Here is an 18,931-nt window from a genome sequence, read left to right as displayed (position 1 = left end):
ACATGAGCCGGCTCGACAGTGTAATTCGAAGATTAACGGCCCAACGCGCAGGGCTGAACTGGGCTGCCGAGCAGCTCAAGGACATGCCAGGCGACGCGCTGGAGCTTGGCCTTGGAAACGGGCGCACCTATGACCACCTGCGCAGTCTGATGCCCGACCGTCGGATCTGGGTGATTGACCGCAACCTGCAATGCCATCCGGACTGCGTACCGCCAGAGGCCGACTTTCTGCAAGGCGATGCAGATGCGATGCTGGACAAACTGATCACATCCGGCGCACAGGTTTCGCTTGCCCATTATGACCTTGGCACCGGCGTGGTTGAGCACAATCGCGCCTTGGCACAAATGCTCGCACCACTTTTGGCGAAGGTCATGCGCCCCGGTGGGTTGATCCTTTCAGACCAAGAGCTCCCTGGCTTTGAACAACTGCCTGAACCCTGCGACATTCCCAAAGGGCGCTATATGTTCTACCGCGCCCCAGCTGCTTGACAGCGCAGTTTCTGCAAAGGCATTTCGCGCCTGCGGCACGACCCGCGCCGCGCCTTTAGCGCGGCGCTTGGCCCAACACCCGACCTCGCTCCAGCCCAAAGGCTGGGGCGAGGATCAGGGGGCGGGAGCGGCCTGTTTGATACTCCGCTTGGTGTCATGCGACCCGATACCCACGAGACCAGACACCGCGCAACGCGGGCGTTCCGCCACGCATGCGAAAGCGGATCAGGTCGGCGCGTTTGCCAATTCCAATACGCCCACGATCACTAAGTCGCACCGCATCTGCCGGTGCAGAGGTCACGGTGGACAGACCGCGCGCCAGACTACCCCAGATATCCCCCAACATGACTGCCGACATCAGCAAAGCAGCCGGCACATAGTCGGACGATACGATATCCAACAACTCCAGACCTGCCAGCTCCTTGGCCGCAACATTGCCCGAATGCGAGCCACCGCGAATGAGGTTCGGTGCCCCCATCATCACTTTGATTTCATGGGCATGGCAGGCGCGTGCGGCCTCAACCGTTGTTGGAAACTCTGCAAGGCGAATGCCATATCCAGCCGAGACTCCCACCTGTTCCTCGGTGGTGTCATCATGGCTGGCCAATACCGCGCCAAAGCGTTTTGCGGCCTTCACGGTCTCCGCTTCGTGTTTCTCACCATATAGCTCGCGCATTTCCTTCAGCTCTGCGATATGGCGCTGAAAACCTGCGTCGTCAAAGCCGTGCTTGCCCTTCACATAGGCTTCTAGTTTCGTGACATCCCGAAACTGTCGCTGCCCCGGCGTGTGGTCCATCAGCGACACCAGTCCCACCCGGTCTTCAGCCCCAAATTCATCCAGTTCTTCCACCAATGTTTCCGAACACACCTCGGCACGCAGATGAAGAAAATGGCTGATCTTGAGCGCATCGGCCTCACGCAGCTCCCAGAGTTCACTGGCCAGACCACGGGCATATTTGGCGTAGTTCGCCTCTTCCCGACGCACGGATCCCACCCGCAGTGCATCAAAAACTGTGGTAATCCCGGTCCCCGCCAGTTCCGCGTCATGGCCAATAATCGCCGCCGCATGGGGCCAGTCGACCTTGGGGCGCGGCTGGATGTGACGTTCCAGGTTGTCGGTATGCAGCTCCACCAGACCGGGGCTGACAATATCCCCTTCACAATCGATCGCACCAACAGGCACGCTGGTGCCTTCGGCAATGTCTGTGATGGTCTCACCCACACATTTTACGGACCCATGGATGGTTTCATCAGCCAAAACAACCGTGGCATTGGCAAGGATCAATTCTTCTGTCATCTCGGTTTCACATCTTTCGGGCTATGGGAACGGCCACGTATTAGGAGGCCATTGTGACATTCACGCGATACGCGATTTACTACGCGCCCCCCGCCGATGCGGCGTGGAGCACATTCGGAGCCAGTTGGCTGGGCTGGGACATGGAAAAAGGGGCCGAGGTCGCGCATCCCGATTTCCCTGAACTTGACGTGGCCGCGGTCACCGCCACGCCGCGCAAATACGGCTTGCACGCAACGATGAAGCCGCCGATGCGCCTGGCTGACGGGCAAACGGTTGAGGCGCTGCATGTGGCCTGTCAGGCCCTGGCCGCGCGTCAAAAACCGGTGCTGCTGGACGGTCTGGAAATTGCACGACTTGGCCGGTTTCTGGCGCTGCGCGCAGTTGGCGACCAAACCGCGCTCAATGCATTGGCCGCCGCGTGCGTGACCGAACTTGACCCGTTTCGGGCACCGCTCTCTGACGCCGACCTGGAGAAACGCCGCGCCAATGGGCTGAGCCCGGAGCAAGACGCCCATCTGGAGCAATGGGGTTACCCTTATGTGCTGGACCAGTTCCGCTTTCACATCACCCTGTCCGGCAAGCTCCCCAAGCAGGAGTTGCCAGCGGTCGAAGCAGCCCTGGGCGAGGCGCTGGCCCCACTGTTGCCCCGCCCGTTTGAGATCCGCGACCTTGCCCTGATGGGAGAGGCTGAGGATGGCCGGTTCCACCTGATCCACCGCTACGCCCTTTCCGGCTGATCGGGATAAATCACCGCGAGCGCAGCCTGAACGGCGGCGCTCAGCTCCCCGCTGTTGTCGATCTGGTACACATGGTGCAGCCCCTCTGGCAGCGGTTTGGACGCCTGCGCCAGACGTTTGATCTGTTCTTCTGCGCTCTCACGGCCCCGCCCCGCCAGGCGCGCGGCCAAAACCTCGGGGCTTGCGGTCACGTTCAGAACCACAAAGTTTCCAAAGACATCTTGTGCATCGACCAGCATGGCGCGGGAGAAGTTCACCAAAACCCCCCGCCCTGCGGCGCGCTGTGCAACCACGGCAGCTGCTGGCACACCATACAAAAGCCCATGCGCCGACCAATGGAGCGCAAACTCCCCCGCAGCCTCACGCTGGGCAAACTCGGCCTCAGTCACCGGTGTGTAATCCTCACCACCGGCTTCGGGTGCACGGGTGATGACACGTTTCAACAAAGACAGGCGCGGCTCAGCCGCGACCAGTGCCTCCATAAGGCTGTCTTTGCCCACACCCGAGGGGCCGACAATCGCAATCACCGGCCCCAAAGAGATATCATCCGTCATGCGGCCACCTGTGGCGAGAACCCGGTGACATCGATAAAGCGATCACAGACCTCTTCGCGCGCCGCTTCATCGTGGAAAATACCGACAATGGCCGCCCCACGCGCCTTGGCGGCATTGATCAGCCCCAGAACCGTGGCGCGATTTTTGGCGTCCAGACTTGCGGTCGGCTCGTCCAACAACATCGCCGGATACTCATAGGCGAAGCCGCGCGCGATATTGACGCGCTGCTGCTCGCCACCTGAAAAAGTTGTCGGGCTAAGCGACCAAAGGCGTTCAGGTATATTAAGCTGCGCCAGAAGGCTTGCGGCCTTTTCGCGCGCCGTGTCTTGGTCGACACCTACGGCCCGCAAAGGTTCGGCCACCACATCCAGTGTCGGCACCCGTGGGACGACGCGCAGGAACTGGCTGACATATCCCAAGGTTTCGCGCCTGAGCGCCAAGATCTCGCGCGGTTCGGCCTGAGCCACATCCACATCGCCGATCAGGATCTGACCGCTGGCAGCAAGATAGTTGCCATAGATCAGCCGCATCAGGGTGGATTTCCCGGCCCCAGATGCACCGACAAGCCCCACACATTCTCCCGGTGCCACCTTCAGACTGGCGCCCTCCATCACCGGAATCACCGCGCTGCCTTGGTTATGCAGTGTGAAGCTTTTGCTCACGTTGTTCAGTTCAATCATTGCAGGCACCCTCATACTTGCAGAACGCTGGAGACCAGCAGCTGGGTATAGGCATGTTGCGGATCATCAAGCACCTGATCGGTCAGACCGGTTTCCACCACATGACCGTCCTTCATCACCATCAGACGATCGGCCAACAGGCGCACCACCGCCAGATCATGGGTCACGATAATGGCGCTCAATCCCATTTCACGCACCAATCCGCGCAACAGATCCAACAGACGCGCCTGAACCGAGACATCCAAGCCTCCGGTCGGCTCATCCATGAACACCAGACGTGGGCCAGTGACCAGATTACGCGCAATCTGCAGACGTTGCTGCATGCCGCCAGAAAACGCCGTGGGGCGGTCATCCACCCGGTCTTCCTTGATCTCCACCCGGCCCAGCCAGTCAATCGCACGGTCGCGGATGTTGCCATAGTGGCGATCGCCAACCGCCATCAGACGCTCACCGATATTGCCACCGGCCGAAACCGACATGCGTAGACCATCGCGCGCATGCTGGTGCACAAAGGCCCAGTCGGTGCGGCTCAGCATGCGGCGCTCCGGCTCGGACATCGTCACCGTATCCACCGGCCCATCGGCCAGCGTGTCAAACACCACCTGCCCCTGATCAGGCTCCAGATGCCCCGCCAGACAGTTCAACAGCGTGGACTTGCCCGAGCCGCTTTCGCCCACGATTCCCATCACTTCACCGGGATAAAGGTCAAAGCTCACATCCGTACAGCCGACAAAACTGCCATAGGTTTTGCGGATATCCCGCACCTCTAACAAAGGCGTCATGCGCTTGCCTCCAATTCGTTTTCAGTGCCCAGGCGGCCTACATGCCCTGCGGCGCGGCGAGAGCGGCAGTAATCTGTGTCTGAACACACAAACATCCGGTTGCCCTGATCATCCAGGATCACCTCGTCGAGATAGCTGTCTTCGGCACCGCAGAGATCACAGGCATGTTCTGCTTTGCTGGCCTCAAACGGGTAGTCCTCAAAATCAAGGCTCACGATTTTGGTATAGGGTGGCACCGCATAGATCCGCTGCTCGCGCCCCGCGCCAAACAACTGAATCGCAGGCATTTCCAACTTGGGATTGTCAAACTTCGGGATCGGGCTTGGGTCCATTACATAGCGCCCTTCAACCTTTACCGGATAAGCATAGGCAGTTGAGATCGCACCGTGCTGGCTGATGTCCTCATAAAGCTTCACATGCATGAGGCCGTACTCTTCCAGCGCATGCATCTTGCGTGTCTCCGTCTCACGCGGCTCAAGAAAACGCAGTGGCTCCGGGATCGGCACCTGATAAACTAGGATCTGATCCTCGCGCAGCTTCGCCTCGGGGATGCGGTGCCGGGTCTGGATCACATCCGCCTTTTCCGTTTCCTCGGTGGTGGCCACACCAGCGGTGCGTTCAAAGAACTTGCGGATCGAGACCGCATTGGTCGTGTCATCCGCACCCTGGTCGATCACTTTGAACGTATCGTCCGGCGTCAGCGTCGCGGCTGAGACCTGAACGCCACCGGTGCCCCAGCCATAGGGCATCGGCATCTCGCGGCTGGCAAAAGGCACCTGGTAACCAGGGATCGCCAGCCCCTTCAGGATCGCACGACGGATCATCCGCTTGGTCTGCTCGTCGAGATATGCAAAGTTGTAGTCAGACATTTTTACTCTCCCAACCCCTTTTCACGCGCAAAACCATAAAGCCAACGGTCCAGTTTCTGAGGTGTCCAACCGTTTTCTGCCGTTGCTTGATCTACGATCTGGCAATAAGTCACCCAGTCCAAAGCACTCAATCGGTTGCGTTTTTTACCATCGACCAAACCGAAGTACGCAAGCGCACTCCAAGCTCGTCGATCGATCACTGCCCAGCGGCTGGGCCATACCCAAGACAAAACAGCAGACGCCATCGGGACACGCACACCATGCAGAGAGGTCAAAAGCCCGATACGGACTTGTTCGTCTGAAATTTTTGAGACATCGAATGCCAACCGAGTGATTTCACGCACACAGCAATCCGAATTCTGCGACACTAACCGAGCACGGCGTCGGCTTTTAATCATCGCAATTTTCGATAACTCATCTATGCCGATGCAATCCCGGTTTTGTAGGTGTGGGATCAAAGCAGACGGTGAAGCAGGATCATCAATATACTTATCCACCCAGCTTTCTTGGTTCGGAACCCAGGATAAATCGATGTTGGTCATTCCGCCGCCTCCTGCGCCTGCTCAGACGCGGCCAGATTGGCCTCTGCCTCGGCACGCAGTTTGCGGACCAATTCCAGCTCGGCCTGAAAGTCGACGTAATGGGGAAGTTTGATATGCTCCAGAAAACCCGTAGCCTGAATATTGTCGCTGTGACTCAGCACGAATTCCTCGTCCTGCGCGACGGCACCCAGATTGTCTTCGCCCAGTTCTTCCCAGCGCAGCGCGCGGTCCACCAATGCCATGGAAATAGCCTTGCGCTCTGACTGGCCAAAGATCAGCCCATAGCCACGGGTAAACTGCGGCGGCTCGGTCTTGGAGCCTTTGAACTGGTTCACGGTCTCACATTCGGTCAGCTCAACCTCACCAATTTCAATGGCAAACCCCAGCTCTGGGATCTCCATTTCCACTGCAACCTTACCGATGCGCAATTCGCCAACGAATGCGTGATTGCGCGCATAGCCACGCTGGGTGGAATAGGCGAGACCAAGGGTAAACCCCTCGTCCCCCCGCGCCAGCGATTGCAGACGCAGCGCCCGCCCTGCAGGAAATGAAATCGGCTCTCGTGTCAAATCGCCCGGAACCTCATCCGACTGAGGTTCGTCCTGTATGATGTCCTCCCCCTTCAGGAAGGTTGTGATATGTGGCGTTGGCTCTTCCCGCGGCGCGGCAGTGGGGGCCTCGGGCACCTCACCATCAGCGGCCAGTTTGAAGTCCAGAAGGCGGTGGGTGTAGTCAAAGGTCGGCCCCAGAACCTGCCCGCCCGGCGCGTCCTTGAACGTCGCGGAAATCCGGCGATCACAGGCCATCTCAGCCGTTGCGACCGCCACGGAATAACCAAAGCGCGGCAAGGTAGTGCGGTAGGCGCGCATCAGGAAAATCGCCTCAATCAGGTCACCACGGGATTGCTTGATCGCCAGCGCTGCGAGATCTGGATCATACAAGGACCCTTCAGCCATCACCCGGTTCACCGCCAGCGACAGTTGCTCGCGGATCTGGGAAATGCCCAGTTCTGCAACCGACGTATCCCCCCGGCGTTCTTCGGCCAGCCAGGCATGAGCGTTATCAATGGCGCGTTCGCCGCCTTTTACTGCAACGTACATGGCCTACATCTCCTCGCTGATATGGCTTGAGCGCGGCAGCGCTTTCACTTGGCTGCCTGCGGTAAAAAAGAGATCCAGCCCCAAGGGAAACAGAACCGAATTGCGCTGCAAAAGCGTCACATCCGGCAAGCCGATGGCAATCTGATCCTTGATACCCGGACCGCTCAGGGATGCATTGGGGGGGGCGAACTCCGGCTGATCCACAATCAGCGTGGCTGACCGATCCGGATACTCCGATGTGCCGATTTTATATTGATCAAGCGGTAACAACGCAGCCCAACCCCCAAGCGCGAAGTCCGCGTCCTTGGCCGGAACGATGGGGGCGCCGGTATGAAAGGTAACCCAGGCGCGCAGGGCCTCGCTGTCCACATCAGGCGCCAGGAACACATTTGTTTCCGGGTCGCACAGCGTCAGCACCAGTGTGCCTGCAGCGATTGAGATCCCAGCAGGCGGGGTTGCGCCTGTGATGTCAAAGCTCTGACCGGGACGCGCCATGGCGTTCATCGCCGCCCGAAACGCATGGGCCGCATCTGTGGCGGGTGTCGTAAAGCCCCCCGCAAAATGAGTGTGCTCCGCCTGCATCAATCCTCTCCCCTCACCAAAGTGAAAAATTCGACCTTGGTTGCTGCAGCCTTTGCTGCGCGGCTTTTACGCGCCTCGAATTGCTCCTCACGCAGCGGAGTCAGAACAGCCACCTCGAGAGCGGCGGCATCGGGCCCTTGCATCAAAGCATCTACCTTGGCTGCGATTTCCGCATGGGTCTTGTCGCGCCCCTGCACATAGCCATGGCCAATGGCGCCGGTCTCAAGCGACACCGCACAGCGTGTCACGGTCATCTCGCCAAGGTTAAAAGGTGCACCTGTACCGCCCATTCGGCCGCGCACCATCACGCCGCCTATCTCGGGAGGACGCAGCCAAGTGAAAGCCGGATCCTGGTCAAAGCCGCCCCACAACTCTGCCAGCCGTTCTGGCGCAGCCTTGGCCAAGAGGCTCATCCAGGCTTTGCGGGTTTCTGTCGCCGCATCTTTCATCATCTCATTTTACCCCTTGGCAAGCTTGTCTACTTGTCATATACAACTATACAAATAATAGCCGAGTCGGTTCTCCGGGCCAATCGGCAATTTGTGAAACTTTCAAGACGGTCGGGCAAAACCGGCTGCGGAGTCAGACCCATGGCGGGAACCCCGATCTGGAAATCCATCGCCCTTTCCCTGACAGAAGAGATCGCCCAGGGCCAATATGAAACCGGGCAGAAGCTACCTCCTGAATCACAGCTCTCGGCCCGATTTGGCGTGAACCGACACACGGTGCGGCGCGCCTTGGCCGAAATGGCTGAGAAAGGCCTGGTTCACGCCCGCCGTGGGGCCGGTGTGTTTGTGGCCTCTGCGCCTACGGATTACCCGTTGGGTAAGCGCGTGCGCTTCCGGCAAAGCCTGCGTGCGGCGGGACGCACGCCTGGTGGCAAACTTCTTGCGATCACGACACGAGGCGCAAACTCCAAAGAAGCAGAGGCGCTGGAGCTTTCTCCAGGCGATCCGGTTCATGTGACGGATTCACTTTCACTGTCGGATGGCCAGCCCGTCTCCGTGGCCCAAAGCTGCTTTCCTGCCGCACGCTTTGCCAGTTTCCCAGAGATCCACCGTGAGACGCAATCCGTGACGGAGAGCTTTAAGCAGCTGGGCATAGCCGACTATACCCGCGCCTGGACCCGACTGACCGCGGTGGCCGCCAACCCAACCCAAGCGCTACATCTGATGCTAAAGGAAGGCGACCCTCTTTTGCGATCTGTCAGTGTTAATACAGATCTTGTGGGGTATCCGATTGAGTTCGGAACCACCTATTTTGCAGGTCAGCGGATTACTCTGACCCTGTCCGCAAATGAGTTCTAAGGCACTCCAGCCGCCCAAAAAGAACAGTTGTTCTCCCGCCCAGTTTTGACGTTCTTAAAACAACGTCAAAACCCGTTGTGCCAAGCGCCCCGCTGACGCGGGGCGTGCGCGTGCCGCGAGCGGGCCCAGCAGCCCGGCCAAAGGCCGGGCTGCTGGGCCCAAGGCGATCTGGGCGGCCCGAAAGGGCAGCCAATCGGCGCGGGAGCAACCGCTTTGCAGGACATTGGGTCAGCTGTATTTGGCCAGGAACGCTTCAATCGATAGCGTCCGAAAGTCCGGCAGCGCCTGGCGCAGCACCTCGTGGCTCCAGTCCCACCATGCCAGCGCCTCCAGCGCATCTGCAGTTGCCTTCGGAAACCTGCGACGGATCAGCCTGGCCGTATTGCCGCCCACGATTGTATACGGCTCCACGTCCTTGGTCACGACCGCACCCGAGGCAACAATGGCCCCATTGCCCACCGTTACTTCCGGCTTGATCATCGCGCCGTGACCAATCCAAGTATCGTGCCCAATGATCGCCAAACGCCCGGCCCGTTTTTCAAACCAGCCCGCGTCATCTTGTTCCTCGTCCCAGTAGGTCGCCGACCGATAGAGGAAATGGTGGAGCGAGGCCCTGTCGAGCGGGTGATCCGTTGCCCCAACGCGCACGCAGCTGGCGATGTTTGAGAACTTCCCAACCCGCACATTCGCCAAATCGCACAGCCGATCACAATAACTATAATCGCCCATCTCCACATTGGCCAAGCGTGTCCCAACACCAATTTCAACGTAGCGACCGAAACGGGAATTCACTACGTCACACTCTGCTTTGACAAGCGGCTTATCGGGGGAGAGTTTCGCCATCATGCCCTCCATTCTTTCGGGCCATCCTAAAACCAGACAATAAACACGGAAGTGCCTGATTTCTTTTCAAACGCCCCTCCATGAAGCTTACAGGACAAGAGGCGCAAGGTTACCCCTGCGCCCCTGCCCAAATATCAAAATATCCTGTCTACTTCCCTTGGATCAACCGCTTGCGCAACCAACCAGAGAACCAATCCATCAGGACCACCATCAGGATGATCAGCACGATATAATAGGCCACCTCTTCCCAGTCTTTCTGGGTGATGATCGCCTGCGTCAGCAACAGGCCGATGCCGCCCCCGGTTATCGCGCCAATGATGGTCGCACTGCGGGTGTTGGATTCTAGGAAATACAGAAGCTGGCTCAAGAGCACCGGCGTCACCTGAGGCACCACACCAAAGCGGTATCGCTGAATAGGTTTGGCACCTGTGGACTGGATCCCTTCGATCTGCTTCTGGTCGACATTTTCCAGCGCCTCCGAGAAGATTTTTCCGAAAGTCCCTGTATCCGTTACCAGGATCGCAAGGGCCCCGGTCAGTGGACCCGGGCCAAAGGCGCGGGCCAGAACAACGGTCCAGATCAGGCTATCCACACCACGCACAAAGTCGAACAGACGGCGGGTGGCGAAACGCAGGGATTTGATTGGCATAAAGTTCCGCGTCGCAAGGAATGCCAGCGGCAGCGCTATTATCCCCGCCCCCATGGTGCCCAGGAAGGCCATCAGCAATGTCTCTGCAATCGCCCAAGCCACATCGCCATGCCGCCACATCTTGTTGTTCCAGATGTCACTCAGGATTGCGCCTGCCTCGCCACTGAAAGCCTTGCCCAAGACCTGCCCCACGGACAAACCATGGTAAGGGCTGTCGAGGGTAAAGAAGAACAATTCCCACCCAGCAAAATAGCGGAAGACTTCAGAGCGGTTGCGGGTCACCGTCAACCGGCCCGCTTCGGTTTTGATTGTCATGCGGTTGCGCGAGAGGTTGATGAATTCCGGCACTTCTTCAGATGGCAACTCGGCCTGAATGCCCTTGCTGCGAGATGGCGTGGCCCGCACGGTGCCATAGCCTGGGATGTCATATTCGATCGTCTCTGGGCCGAAACGCACTTCATGACCGTCGTCCAGATCAATCACTGTGGTTTCACCCAGAGTAACCCATTCCGGCGACTGCCCTTCGGCATAGGCACCCTTACGCTCCCCTTCGATGGCCACGCTCACGGCGCCATCGCGATTGTCACGAGTCACATGGGTCTTGTAGCTGTAACTGTCGCTCACCAGTGTCTTCGCGTTTTCCATGTTGGCTTTGGCCCAAAGGCCCGGCACATCAAAGGCAAAGAACACATAGACAAGGTACAAAAGCACCAGAAGCGGCAGACCAAAATTCATCATCCGCTTGCGCAGAAAAAGGCCGCCCATGTCGGTTTTGATCTGGCCAACATCCAGCGTAGTATCAAAGGAGGTCATGCTTTCGCTCCATGGGTCAGGCGGTTGCGCAGATAAGAAGACAGCTGATCGACCACAACAATCGACAGGAACAGGATCAGGAAGATCGCCGCAGCTTCATCATAACGGCCCTTGCCCCATGACATCGCGTTCTTCAGCTCATAACCAATGCCGCCTGCCCCCACAAAACCCAGGATCGCCGAGGCGCGGATATTGATTTCAAACCGCAACAGCGCGTAGGAGACATAGTTCGGCCCAACCTGCGGAAAGACGCCCAGGATCATCCGCTGCGCCCAGCTTGCGCCAACGGAAGACAACCCCTCAACCGGCTTCAGAGAGGCGTTTTCATTCACTTCCGAAAACAGCTTACCCAAGGCGCCAGCCGTGTGGATAGCAATCGCCAGCATAGCAGGCACCGGACCGCCGCCAATCACAAAGATCAGCACCAGCGCAATGACAATTTCGGGGATTGCGCGGGACATGTCCGAAATGCGGCGAAACACTGGCATCAGCTTCGGCCACGGGGCCATCCCACGGGTTGCCATCAATGACAGTAAAATTCCAAAGACCGCGCCAAACAAAGTGGCCGCGGCCGCGATATTCAACGTCTCGATCAGGGCCGGAAAGAACTGCACCACCAGTTTGGGCAGTTCAGCCACTTTCTCACTGGCTTCGCTCAGAACCTCGGCGGGATAGTCAAAAACATGGGTTATTCCGTCCCAGAAAGAGCCGGCATTGCGGTTATCTGCTGTGCGGAAACCCGCAACCATCATTGCCACAAAAAGCGCCAGAAGAATACCGCCGTAAAGTCGCTTGCGCTGTGTGAGCGCCACATAATCCTCGCGGATCTGCGACACGCCTAGGCCCGAAGGAGCCCCCGAATAGACCGGTGTCTCTGCCATGAAATTCGTCCTGATATTGACGCAAAATCGGCCACGGGTTTTGCCGTGTGCCGACAAGAAAATTGCGGGGCCCGGCTGATGCCGGAACCCCGCAGAAGCGCAGTGCTTAAATTACTTGGATTTCAGCTTGCGTGCTTCGATGATCGACAGGTAGGCGTCGTGCGTGATCGGGTCGAAGCCCAGGGATTCACCGGCAGAGATCGCATAGGTGCAGTCCTGATCTTTTTCGTACATGCCATCAACCAGTGCGGTCATGGTGGCTTTTACGTCTGCTGGCAGAGCTTTGCGCAGAACAATCGGGCCTTCCGGGATCGGAGCCGAACGCCAGATTTCAACCAGATCGTTCATGTCGATCAGGCCTGCGTCAACCGCTTTACGCAGCGCGCCAGAGTTAAAGCCGTCTTCCCATTCACCCTGACCGTCGGCCCAGGTTACACCGCCATCGATGTCGCCGTTGTTTACCGCAACGATGGTCTGCTCGTGACCACCGGTGAATTTCACTTCGCCGAAGTACTCACCGGATTCCATGGTGATACCTTCTTTGTAGGTCGGGATCTCAATCGACGGGATCAGGTAGCCGGATGTGGAGTTCGGATCACCAAAACCAAAGACTTTGCCTTCCATCGCGTCGATGCTGTCGATGCCGCTGTCTTTGCGTGCAAAACCGATGGAGTGGTAGCCATAGGAACCGTCAAGGTTGATTTTCACCAGGACAGGCTCGACCGCTTCCGGATCGTCCAGATAGGTTTTTGCGTAGCCGGATGCGCCCAGCCATGCCATGTCGATGGTTCCGCCCAGCAGACCCTGGATCACACCGTTATAATCCGCAGGAGCAAACAGCTTGGTTTCGACACCCAGCGCTTCTTCGGTGTAGGCACGCAGACACTCATAAGAGTTCAAACGGTCCTGTGCGTTTTCGCCGCCCAGAATGCCGATGCGGAACTGGTCAATGCCTTCAGCAAAAACAGGGGTGGTCAGTGCGGTGGTGGCCAGAACGGCCGCGATTACTTTTTTCATCTCGAAAAGCTCTCCAAGTTGGTTATCCCGGAGTGCTTTCACGCCGGGAGGATGAAAACACGGGGGTGTTACTGGGCTGGAACCGCCGCGCTCATTGCGTGTGCGGTCTTTTCCAGCGTCTCAATCTCGGTGGATGTCGCCGCTTCCGAAAACTCCTCGCCAGCGCCATAGATTTCGCGGGCAACGCCGGTTGTCAGCTGTTCAGGAAGGCCGTCAAACACGATGCGCCCATCGCGCATGCCGATCACCCGATCACAATACCGGCGTGCGGTGTCCAGAGTGTGCAGGTTCGCAATCACTGTGCGGCCGTCTTCTTCGTGAATACGACGCAGTGCCTGCATGACGGTCTGCGCGTTCATCGGGTCAAGCGAGGCAATCGGTTCGTCTGCCAGAATAATCTTGGGGTCCTGCATGAGCGCACGTGCAATCGCTACCCGCTGCTGCTGGCCGCCGGACAAGGCCTCCGCGCGCTTGGGTGCGTGTTCCGCAATGCCCAAACGGTCCAGAATGTCGATGGCACGGTGGATGTCTTCCATCGGGTAAAGGTTGAACATAGTCGCCAACGTCGACCGGCGGTTCAATGTTCCGTGCAACACATTGGACACAACATCCATACGCGGCACGAGATTGAACTGCTGAAAGATCATCGCACATTCGGACTGCCATGCGCGTTTGGCCGATCCTTTCAACGTGGTGATTTCACGACCTTCAAAGGTGATGGACCCTTCAGTCGCATCTCCCAAACGGTTGATCATCCGCAGCAGGGTCGATTTACCAGCGCCAGAACGTCCGATAATGCCCAACATACATGGCTTGGCAATATCCAGCGTTGCGCTGTCCACGGCGAGTTTGCCCCCGAACCGTTTGGTAAGTTTTTCAATACGCAGCACCGGTGACCCCCATCTAACTTGCCGGAGGTCTTAATCATCGCGCCCAAAACATTTGTGACAGCTTGGTAAATGTTTTATGATCGTAAAACACACGTGTGCACATGATGCGCGCATGCTCTACCCGCAAGATCCCTCATAGTAGCACCGACAACGAAGTGATCGCTGTCACCTCCTGTTCTGCACCACCACCAAAAGCAAAAGAGCCGCTTCTGAAAAAGCGACCCCTTACAAATTCCCCGGCACGGATTTCTTAGGGATCAGGTCCAAACACCTTCTGCTGCCGCTCGGATGTTCTTGATATTCTCCCCATAGACCTCGGGATTATCAACGGATCCGCCGCGGAAAACGGCCGAGCCCGCGACCAGAACATCCGCTCCTGCTTCCGCAACCAGCGGCGCTGTTTTGGGATCCACGCCACCGTCGATCTCAATATGTATGGGACGGTCCCCGATCATGGAGCGCAGCTTGCGAATCTTGGCGGTCATATCAATGAACTTCTGACCGCCAAAGCCCGGGTTCACAGTCATGACACAAATCAGATCGGTCAGATCCAGCAAATGCTCTACAGCCTCGGCCGGAGTGCCGGGGTTCAACGCCACACCAGCTTTCATCCCAGCGGCCCGGATCGCCTGGAGGGTGCGGTGAATATGCGGCCCTGCCTCCACATGCGCGGTTAGCACATCAGCCCCAGCATCGGCATAGGCGTCGATATAGGGATCAACTGGTGCAATCATCAAATGCACATCCATCACCGTCTTTACATGCGGGCGAAAGGATTTCACCGCCGCGGGGCCAAAAGTCAGGTTCGGCACAAAATGACCGTCCATCACATCCACATGCACCCAATCCGCGCCTTGCGCTTCGATCGCCTGGATCTCTTTGCCAAAATTGGCAAAATCCGCGGAAAGGATGGATGGGGCAATCTTGATTTTTCGGTCAAAAGACATGGGGCACGGTCCTGTCATATGCTGGTTTGGCGCTTCTATAACGACTGCGCCCCTGCTGGCACAAGGCAAAGCCAATGAAACTTACCTATTATATACGCCAATGATCGCCGCTCTCTTTCAGTGTGCCGCTGCGGCTTCTATTGCGCAGATCGCCCGCTTACGTCATGATCGCCTGACACAACAAAAATGGATATCGGATGCGCAAATTCCTTGTTGTTTTGGACGATAGCCGCGAGTGCTTGAACGCTATGCGGTTTGCGGCAATGCGTGCGGCTCATACCGGAGGCGGTGTGACCATCCTGTCGATCATCCCACCAGATGAGTTTAACCACTGGATCGGTGTCGGCGAAGTCATCCGTGAAGAGGCCCGCGAACGGATTGTGGCCCATTATGAGGTCTTCGCCAAATGGATGCGTGACCGCCAGAACGTGGATCCAGAGCTGGTGATACGCGAGGGTGAGGCCGTGCCTGAAATCCTGGCTCAAATTACCGAAGATCCAGAGATTGGCGTCTTGGTACTTGGCGCCGGCAATGAGCGTTCAGGCCCCGGCCCGCTGGTCAATCAGCTTTCGAAATCATCCGGCAGCCTGCCAGTCCCCGTGACCATCGTTCCTGGCGATCTTTCAAAGGAAAAACTGGAAGAGATTACGTGACAGCCGGCCCGGCCCCCAAAGGCCGGGCTAAACCTGTGCGCAGCTCCGCTTAGGACAAGTTGGTGAGAAGGGAGCAACCGCCGAAATACACCCTATTTCCGGGCCCGGTGGGCTTTCACTTTGGCGCGGTTGCCGCAGACCGCCATACTGCACCAGCGACGGCGGTTGTTTCGCGTCGCGTCGTGGAACCAGTAGGTGCAGGTTGGCCCGTCGCATTCGCGCATCCGCTCGGGCATATTCAGGCAAAAGAGTTCCGCAATCTCGACCACCACGCGCACGATCAAATCTTCCGCCGTATCCAGCTGCGGCTGAAACCGCATGCTACGGCTACCATCCTCGGTCGTTGTAATTGCGTAATGTCCACGCCCTCCACGTAACACCTGATTGATCCGCTCCAGAAACGCGGGCGATGCCACGGGTATATTCGCCTGCATCTCCTCACGAAGATCCCGCAGCTCTGCCGCTGCTCGGTCCAGATCCTGCTCCCCGAGATCACGCGCCAGACGGGTGGCCTCCTCCTCAGAGATAAGTGCAACCGCCTCCATCCAGGACAGAAGCTCGGTTCCATTCACGATCCAGTCCAACTCCTCTCCATAGGGCGCACCAACCGTATTTACGATCTCAAGCCCCTTGTGGTCGGCAACAAGATAGGGAGCGGGCAAATCAGACGACATTTTTTCACCTTACGTTCAAGGAGTTCACAACTCCGTGTGCTTCACTGCAACCACCATAACAGAGTTTGACAAGTTACGCGAGTCGCGAGTAACCGTTAAAACGTCATATAGATAGTTACGGAGATACTCCATGACCAAACTGCTGCATATTGTTGCCTCCCCGCGTGGCGCAGAATCGAAATCCAACGCTCTGGCGTCGGCTTTTGTCGAATCTCAAAAAGAAAAGAACCCAGGCTTGGAAGTTGATGTCCTGGACCTGTTCGCCGAAGAGCTGCCCGCATTTGACGGAGACCCAGCTGCGGCCAAGATGACCTTCTTTGGCGTTGGTGAAATGGACCCGGCAAAAGAAAAAGCCTGGGATCAGGTGGCCTCTATCACCCAGCGCTTCATGTCCGCAGACCATATCGTGATCGGCGCTCCTATGTGGAACGGCGGCATCTCCTACCGGCTGAAGCACTACATCGACATCATCACCCAGCCCGGAATGCTGTTTGGTTTTGATCCTGAAAAAGGCTATTTTGGCCTGCTGGAAAACAAAAAGGCGACGCTGGTTGTGTCCTCCGGCGTCTGGGCGCCCGGTGCGGATGCGAAATACGGCACCGATTTCCATTCCAATTACCTGCAATGGTGGCTGGAGACCATCGGTATCAAAGACGTCAACACCGTCCGCTATCAACCCTCTCTGCTGACCGCAGACCCGCAGGCCGGTTACGACGCCGCCCTGGCCGAGCTGAAAGCGCTCTAAGCCCAGCTCTGCCCGCAGCGGAATTTGAAACTGTGAAACGGCCATGCCTGCCCCGCGTGGCCGTTTTTGCTGTTTAGAACGATTCCAAAACTTGACTTATTGCTGCATCAAGCGCATATCCGATAGGGCATTCCAACGGAGGCTCCCGCATGTTCATTCAGACCGAATCCACGCCCAACCCGGCGACGCTGAAATTCCTTCCAGGCCAAACGGTTCTGGACGCGGGAACAGCCGATTTCCCAACCGCAGAGGCCGGCGAGAAATCTCCCCTCGCCGCCCGCATCTTTGCGGTGTCTGGTGTCGAAGCTGTGTTCTTTGGCAATGATTTTGTCACTGTGACCAAAGCCGACAACGTGGAATGGGACCACATTAAACCGGCAATTCTGGGTGCGGTGATGGAACATTACCAATCCGGCCAGCCAGTTATGGGCTCGGACGTTGAACACTCCTCTGGCCACGCAGAACATACGGGTGAAGACGCAGACGTTGTAAACCAGATCAAAGAACTGCTGGACAGCCGCGTACGTCCGGCCGTGGCACAGGACGGTGGCGATATCACATTCCACGGCTTTGACCGCGGTGTGGTCTATTTGCACATGCAAGGGGCCTGCGCGGGCTGCCCGTCTTCGACCCTGACACTGAAGATGGGGATCGAGAACCTCTTGCGCCATTATATTCCCGAAGTGGTTGAGGTACGCCCCGTTGCTGTCTGAGACCGCCGCGGCCGTTCCGAAGGTTCTGGCATTTGACACCTCGGCCGCGCATTGCGCGGCCGCAGTTCTGTGTGGTGACCAGATTGTTGCAGAGCGCCTGGAGCCCATGGCACGCGGCCAGGCGGAAAGACTGATGGTGCTTTTGGAAGAAGTTCTGGAAGAGGCCGGATTGGCCTATCAGGATCTGACGGCAATTGGCGTTGGCGTTGGCCCCGGCAATTTCACCGGAATCCGCATTTCAATCTCTGCCGCACGCGGCCTGGCGCTGGGACTTGATATCCCGGCTGTGGGCATTGATGGGTTTGACGCCCGTCAAAGCGACGGCATTCTGCCAGCCATACCGGCCCCACGCGACCATGTTTATGTGACACCACCGGGGGAAGCGCCGCGTCTAATGCCCCTGCAAGACGCAAAGGACATCGCCCGCGGCGCCGGGCTGACGTTGGAATGTGCCGCAAGCCCAAACGGAATCGCTGGCCGCATTGCCAAGATCGCGTCTGATCGCGCAGAGAGGACAACTCCTCCGCCTGCGCCGCTTTACCTGAAACCGGCAGACGCGGCGCCCTCCAAGGACAAGCCACCGGCGCTGCTGGATGACTGACAGCCTGTCTCCCGCACAGATGGCCGCCACGCATCAGGCGGCATTTGACGAGACCCGCGCATGGTCCAAGGCCGAGTTCGAAGGGCTTTTGAACAGCAACTTTGTCTTTCCCTGCGGCGACCCACGCTGCTTTGCCCTGATACGGGTGGTGGCCGATGAAGCTGAGTTATTGACGATTGCCACCCACCCCGACCATCAACGCCGGGGTCTTGCTCGCCGGTTGATGGACTTCTGGCAGGCAGAAGCTGCAAGACGCGGTGCATCACAAGGGTTTCTGGAGGTGGCCGCTGACAATACGGCAGCCCAAGCGCTGTATCTATCCTGCGGTTATGAAATCATTGCGACCCGCACAGGGTATTACAACCGTTCAGACGGCACCAAAGTGGATGCAAATGTTCTCCAGCGCTTATTTTCCGCGCAAAGTTGACCCAAGGTCCTGAAGAGAAAACTGCCACCCGCCGACCAGTTGGTCAAAAAACCATTGACCCCGCCGCAGAGCTGCGCCCTTATTTCCTATGTCATAAAATCAAAATGCGCTGATCTGGATGCTATAGACCGATCAGAAGC

General features: G+C 57.8%; 24 protein-coding genes. 8 read left to right on the top strand and 16 right to left on the bottom strand.

What is annotated here, in order from left to right; translation table 11 throughout:
- Positions 1 to 2: 2 nt before the first annotated feature.
- A complete protein-coding gene (locus ACXAEW_RS10180) occupies positions 3 to 488 on the top strand; it encodes a class I SAM-dependent methyltransferase (RefSeq protein ID WP_474941211.1) in 486 nt (161 codons plus the stop codon).
- Between the two features lie 154 nt (positions 489 to 642).
- Here the strand turns inward: ACXAEW_RS10180 and ACXAEW_RS10175 are convergent, their stop codons facing one another.
- Positions 643 to 1,785, bottom strand: a complete 1,143-nt coding sequence (locus ACXAEW_RS10175; protein WP_474941210.1) for an alpha-D-ribose 1-methylphosphonate 5-triphosphate diphosphatase — start codon at positions 1,783 to 1,785, stop codon at positions 643 to 645.
- Between the two features lie 53 nt (positions 1,786 to 1,838).
- Here ACXAEW_RS10175 and ACXAEW_RS10170 point away from each other — a divergent pair, with 53 nt between their 5' ends.
- Complete coding sequence (locus ACXAEW_RS10170) at positions 1,839 to 2,522, top strand: DUF1045 domain-containing protein (protein WP_474941209.1); 684 nt, start codon at positions 1,839 to 1,841, stop codon at positions 2,520 to 2,522.
- Here ACXAEW_RS10170 and phnN read toward each other — a convergent pair.
- Genes phnN through phnG form a run of 8 tightly spaced genes read right to left on the bottom strand, consistent with a single transcriptional unit; the run spans position 2,504 to position 8,083 of the window.
- On the bottom strand, positions 2,504 to 3,076 hold the full coding sequence (gene phnN / locus ACXAEW_RS10165; protein ID WP_474941208.1) for a phosphonate metabolism protein/1,5-bisphosphokinase (PRPP-forming) PhnN: 573 nt from the start codon (positions 3,074 to 3,076) through the stop codon (positions 2,504 to 2,506). The two genes, ACXAEW_RS10170 and phnN, sit on opposite strands and share 19 nt — an antisense overlap.
- Entirely contained in the window at positions 3,073 to 3,756 is a 684-nt protein-coding gene (gene phnL, locus ACXAEW_RS10160; RefSeq protein WP_474941207.1) for a phosphonate C-P lyase system protein PhnL, read from the bottom strand. Before phnL ends, phnN begins: the two co-directional genes overlap by 4 nt.
- Before the next feature lie 11 nt (positions 3,757 to 3,767).
- On the bottom strand, positions 3,768 to 4,538 hold the full coding sequence (gene phnK / locus ACXAEW_RS10155) for a phosphonate C-P lyase system protein PhnK (RefSeq protein WP_153216168.1): 771 nt from the start codon (positions 4,536 to 4,538) through the stop codon (positions 3,768 to 3,770).
- The gene (locus tag ACXAEW_RS10150) at positions 4,535 to 5,407 is read right to left on the bottom strand and encodes an alpha-D-ribose 1-methylphosphonate 5-phosphate C-P-lyase PhnJ (protein ID WP_474941206.1); all 873 of its coding nucleotides are present in this window, start codon (positions 5,405 to 5,407) and stop codon (positions 4,535 to 4,537) included. Before ACXAEW_RS10150 ends, phnK begins: the two co-directional genes overlap by 4 nt.
- Positions 5,408 to 5,409: 2 nt before the next feature.
- The gene (locus tag ACXAEW_RS10145; RefSeq protein ID WP_474941205.1) at positions 5,410 to 5,949 is read right to left on the bottom strand and encodes a hypothetical protein; all 540 of its coding nucleotides are present in this window, start codon (positions 5,947 to 5,949) and stop codon (positions 5,410 to 5,412) included.
- Positions 5,946 to 7,049 carry a carbon-phosphorus lyase complex subunit gene (locus ACXAEW_RS10140; RefSeq protein ID WP_474941204.1) on the bottom strand — a complete coding sequence of 368 codons (1,104 nt, stop codon included), beginning with the start codon at positions 7,047 to 7,049 and terminating at the stop codon, positions 5,946 to 5,948. Before ACXAEW_RS10140 ends, ACXAEW_RS10145 begins: the two co-directional genes overlap by 4 nt.
- A 3-nt stretch (positions 7,050 to 7,052) precedes the next feature.
- The gene (gene phnH / locus ACXAEW_RS10135) at positions 7,053 to 7,631 is read right to left on the bottom strand and encodes a phosphonate C-P lyase system protein PhnH (protein ID WP_474941203.1); all 579 of its coding nucleotides are present in this window, start codon (positions 7,629 to 7,631) and stop codon (positions 7,053 to 7,055) included.
- Positions 7,631 to 8,083: a phosphonate C-P lyase system protein PhnG gene (gene phnG / locus ACXAEW_RS10130; RefSeq protein WP_474941202.1), complete on the bottom strand. Its 453-nt coding sequence runs from the start codon at positions 8,081 to 8,083 to the stop codon at positions 7,631 to 7,633. The genes phnH and phnG overlap by 1 nt, the downstream gene beginning before the upstream one ends.
- 138 nt (positions 8,084 to 8,221) lie before the next feature.
- On the opposite strand from phnG, the gene phnF reads away from it, so the two are divergent.
- Positions 8,222 to 8,938 (top strand): phosphonate metabolism transcriptional regulator PhnF, encoded by a 717-nt coding sequence (gene phnF, locus ACXAEW_RS10125; protein ID WP_474941201.1) that lies wholly within the window; start codon positions 8,222 to 8,224, stop codon positions 8,936 to 8,938.
- A 228-nt stretch (positions 8,939 to 9,166) separates the two neighbouring features.
- Here phnF and ACXAEW_RS10120 read toward each other — a convergent pair whose 3' ends face one another.
- The 6 genes from ACXAEW_RS10120 to rpe form a co-directional block, all read right to left on the bottom strand.
- Positions 9,167 to 9,781 carry an LbetaH domain-containing protein gene (locus ACXAEW_RS10120; RefSeq protein ID WP_474941200.1) on the bottom strand — a complete coding sequence of 205 codons (615 nt, stop codon included), beginning with the start codon at positions 9,779 to 9,781 and terminating at the stop codon, positions 9,167 to 9,169.
- A 148-nt stretch (positions 9,782 to 9,929) separates the two neighbouring features.
- Entirely contained in the window at positions 9,930 to 11,243 is a 1,314-nt protein-coding gene (gene phnE / locus ACXAEW_RS10115) for a phosphonate ABC transporter, permease protein PhnE (protein WP_474941199.1), read from the bottom strand.
- On the bottom strand, positions 11,240 to 12,124 hold the full coding sequence (gene phnE / locus ACXAEW_RS10110) for a phosphonate ABC transporter, permease protein PhnE (RefSeq protein WP_474941198.1): 885 nt from the start codon (positions 12,122 to 12,124) through the stop codon (positions 11,240 to 11,242). The genes phnE (ACXAEW_RS10115) and phnE (ACXAEW_RS10110) overlap by 4 nt, the downstream gene beginning before the upstream one ends.
- 111 nt (positions 12,125 to 12,235) lie before the next feature.
- Complete coding sequence (gene phnD / locus ACXAEW_RS10105; RefSeq protein WP_474941197.1) at positions 12,236 to 13,141, bottom strand: phosphonate ABC transporter substrate-binding protein; 906 nt, start codon at positions 13,139 to 13,141, stop codon at positions 12,236 to 12,238.
- Positions 13,142 to 13,209: 68 nt separating this feature from the next.
- Positions 13,210 to 14,031 carry a phosphonate ABC transporter ATP-binding protein gene (phnC, locus tag ACXAEW_RS10100; protein WP_474941196.1) on the bottom strand — a complete coding sequence of 274 codons (822 nt, stop codon included), beginning with the start codon at positions 14,029 to 14,031 and terminating at the stop codon, positions 13,210 to 13,212.
- 257 nt (positions 14,032 to 14,288) lie between these two features.
- Positions 14,289 to 14,978: a ribulose-phosphate 3-epimerase gene (gene rpe / locus ACXAEW_RS10095; RefSeq protein ID WP_474941195.1), complete on the bottom strand. Its 690-nt coding sequence runs from the start codon at positions 14,976 to 14,978 to the stop codon at positions 14,289 to 14,291.
- 197 nt (positions 14,979 to 15,175) lie between these two features.
- Here rpe and ACXAEW_RS10090 point away from each other — a divergent pair, with 197 nt between their 5' ends.
- Positions 15,176 to 15,631, top strand: coding sequence for a universal stress protein (locus ACXAEW_RS10090; protein WP_474941194.1), 456 nt, complete (start codon positions 15,176 to 15,178; stop codon positions 15,629 to 15,631).
- A 92-nt stretch (positions 15,632 to 15,723) separates the two neighbouring features.
- Here the strand turns inward: ACXAEW_RS10090 and ACXAEW_RS10085 are convergent, their stop codons facing one another.
- Positions 15,724 to 16,305 carry a CGNR zinc finger domain-containing protein gene (locus ACXAEW_RS10085; protein WP_474941193.1) on the bottom strand — a complete coding sequence of 194 codons (582 nt, stop codon included), beginning with the start codon at positions 16,303 to 16,305 and terminating at the stop codon, positions 15,724 to 15,726.
- Positions 16,306 to 16,435: 130 nt separating this feature from the next.
- Here ACXAEW_RS10085 and ACXAEW_RS10080 point away from each other — a divergent pair, with 130 nt between their 5' ends.
- The 4 genes from ACXAEW_RS10080 to ACXAEW_RS10065 all read left to right on the top strand — a co-directional run bounded on the left by ACXAEW_RS10080 (position 16,436) and on the right by ACXAEW_RS10065 (position 18,791).
- Positions 16,436 to 17,050: an FMN-dependent NADH-azoreductase gene (locus ACXAEW_RS10080; protein WP_474941192.1), complete on the top strand. Its 615-nt coding sequence runs from the start codon at positions 16,436 to 16,438 to the stop codon at positions 17,048 to 17,050.
- Between the two features lie 149 nt (positions 17,051 to 17,199).
- The gene (locus tag ACXAEW_RS10075; protein ID WP_474941191.1) at positions 17,200 to 17,763 is read left to right on the top strand and encodes a NifU family protein; all 564 of its coding nucleotides are present in this window, start codon (positions 17,200 to 17,202) and stop codon (positions 17,761 to 17,763) included.
- On the top strand, positions 17,756 to 18,364 hold the full coding sequence (tsaB, locus tag ACXAEW_RS10070) for a tRNA (adenosine(37)-N6)-threonylcarbamoyltransferase complex dimerization subunit type 1 TsaB (protein WP_474943023.1): 609 nt from the start codon (positions 17,756 to 17,758) through the stop codon (positions 18,362 to 18,364). The genes ACXAEW_RS10075 and tsaB overlap by 8 nt, the downstream gene beginning before the upstream one ends.
- Positions 18,357 to 18,791: a GNAT family N-acetyltransferase gene (locus ACXAEW_RS10065; RefSeq protein ID WP_474941190.1), complete on the top strand. Its 435-nt coding sequence runs from the start codon at positions 18,357 to 18,359 to the stop codon at positions 18,789 to 18,791. Before tsaB ends, ACXAEW_RS10065 begins: the two co-directional genes overlap by 8 nt.
- The last annotated feature ends 140 nt before the right edge of the window (positions 18,792 to 18,931 follow it).

It is taken from the genome of Epibacterium sp. ABZ3_068 (genome assembly GCF_056159265.1).
The sequence above is the reverse complement of the archived record's forward strand: the minus strand, read 5'-3'. Positions and strand labels throughout refer to the sequence as shown.

Coding starts and splice junctions, on each gene's coding strand:
- ACXAEW_RS10180 (WP_474941211.1), top strand. CDS start 3: ATGAGCCGGCTCGACAGTGTAATTCGAAGATTAACGGCCCAACGCGCA.
- ACXAEW_RS10175 (WP_474941210.1), bottom strand. CDS start 1,785: ATGACAGAAGAATTGATCCTTGCCAATGCCACGGTTGTTTTGGCTGAT.
- phnN (WP_474941208.1), bottom strand. CDS start 3,076: ATGACGGATGATATCTCTTTGGGGCCGGTGATTGCGATTGTCGGCCCC.
- phnL (WP_474941207.1), bottom strand. CDS start 3,756: ATGATTGAACTGAACAACGTGAGCAAAAGCTTCACACTGCATAACCAA.
- phnK (WP_153216168.1), bottom strand. CDS start 4,538: ATGACGCCTTTGTTAGAGGTGCGGGATATCCGCAAAACCTATGGCAGT.
- ACXAEW_RS10150 (WP_474941206.1), bottom strand. CDS start 5,407: ATGTCTGACTACAACTTTGCATATCTCGACGAGCAGACCAAGCGGATG.
- ACXAEW_RS10145 (WP_474941205.1), bottom strand. CDS start 5,949: ATGACCAACATCGATTTATCCTGGGTTCCGAACCAAGAAAGCTGGGTG.
- ACXAEW_RS10140 (WP_474941204.1), bottom strand. CDS start 7,049: ATGTACGTTGCAGTAAAAGGCGGCGAACGCGCCATTGATAACGCTCAT.
- phnH (WP_474941203.1), bottom strand. CDS start 7,631: ATGCAGGCGGAGCACACTCATTTTGCGGGGGGCTTTACGACACCCGCC.
- phnG (WP_474941202.1), bottom strand. CDS start 8,083: ATGATGAAAGATGCGGCGACAGAAACCCGCAAAGCCTGGATGAGCCTC.
- phnF (WP_474941201.1), top strand. CDS start 8,222: ATGGCGGGAACCCCGATCTGGAAATCCATCGCCCTTTCCCTGACAGAA.
- ACXAEW_RS10120 (WP_474941200.1), bottom strand. CDS start 9,781: ATGGCGAAACTCTCCCCCGATAAGCCGCTTGTCAAAGCAGAGTGTGAC.
- phnE (WP_474941199.1), bottom strand. CDS start 11,243: ATGACCTCCTTTGATACTACGCTGGATGTTGGCCAGATCAAAACCGAC.
- phnE (WP_474941198.1), bottom strand. CDS start 12,124: ATGGCAGAGACACCGGTCTATTCGGGGGCTCCTTCGGGCCTAGGCGTG.
- phnD (WP_474941197.1), bottom strand. CDS start 13,141: ATGAAAAAAGTAATCGCGGCCGTTCTGGCCACCACCGCACTGACCACC.
- rpe (WP_474941195.1), bottom strand. CDS start 14,978: ATGTCTTTTGACCGAAAAATCAAGATTGCCCCATCCATCCTTTCCGCG.
- ACXAEW_RS10090 (WP_474941194.1), top strand. CDS start 15,176: ATGCGCAAATTCCTTGTTGTTTTGGACGATAGCCGCGAGTGCTTGAAC.
- ACXAEW_RS10085 (WP_474941193.1), bottom strand. CDS start 16,305: ATGTCGTCTGATTTGCCCGCTCCCTATCTTGTTGCCGACCACAAGGGG.
- ACXAEW_RS10080 (WP_474941192.1), top strand. CDS start 16,436: ATGACCAAACTGCTGCATATTGTTGCCTCCCCGCGTGGCGCAGAATCG.
- ACXAEW_RS10075 (WP_474941191.1), top strand. CDS start 17,200: ATGTTCATTCAGACCGAATCCACGCCCAACCCGGCGACGCTGAAATTC.
- ACXAEW_RS10065 (WP_474941190.1), top strand. CDS start 18,357: ATGACTGACAGCCTGTCTCCCGCACAGATGGCCGCCACGCATCAGGCG.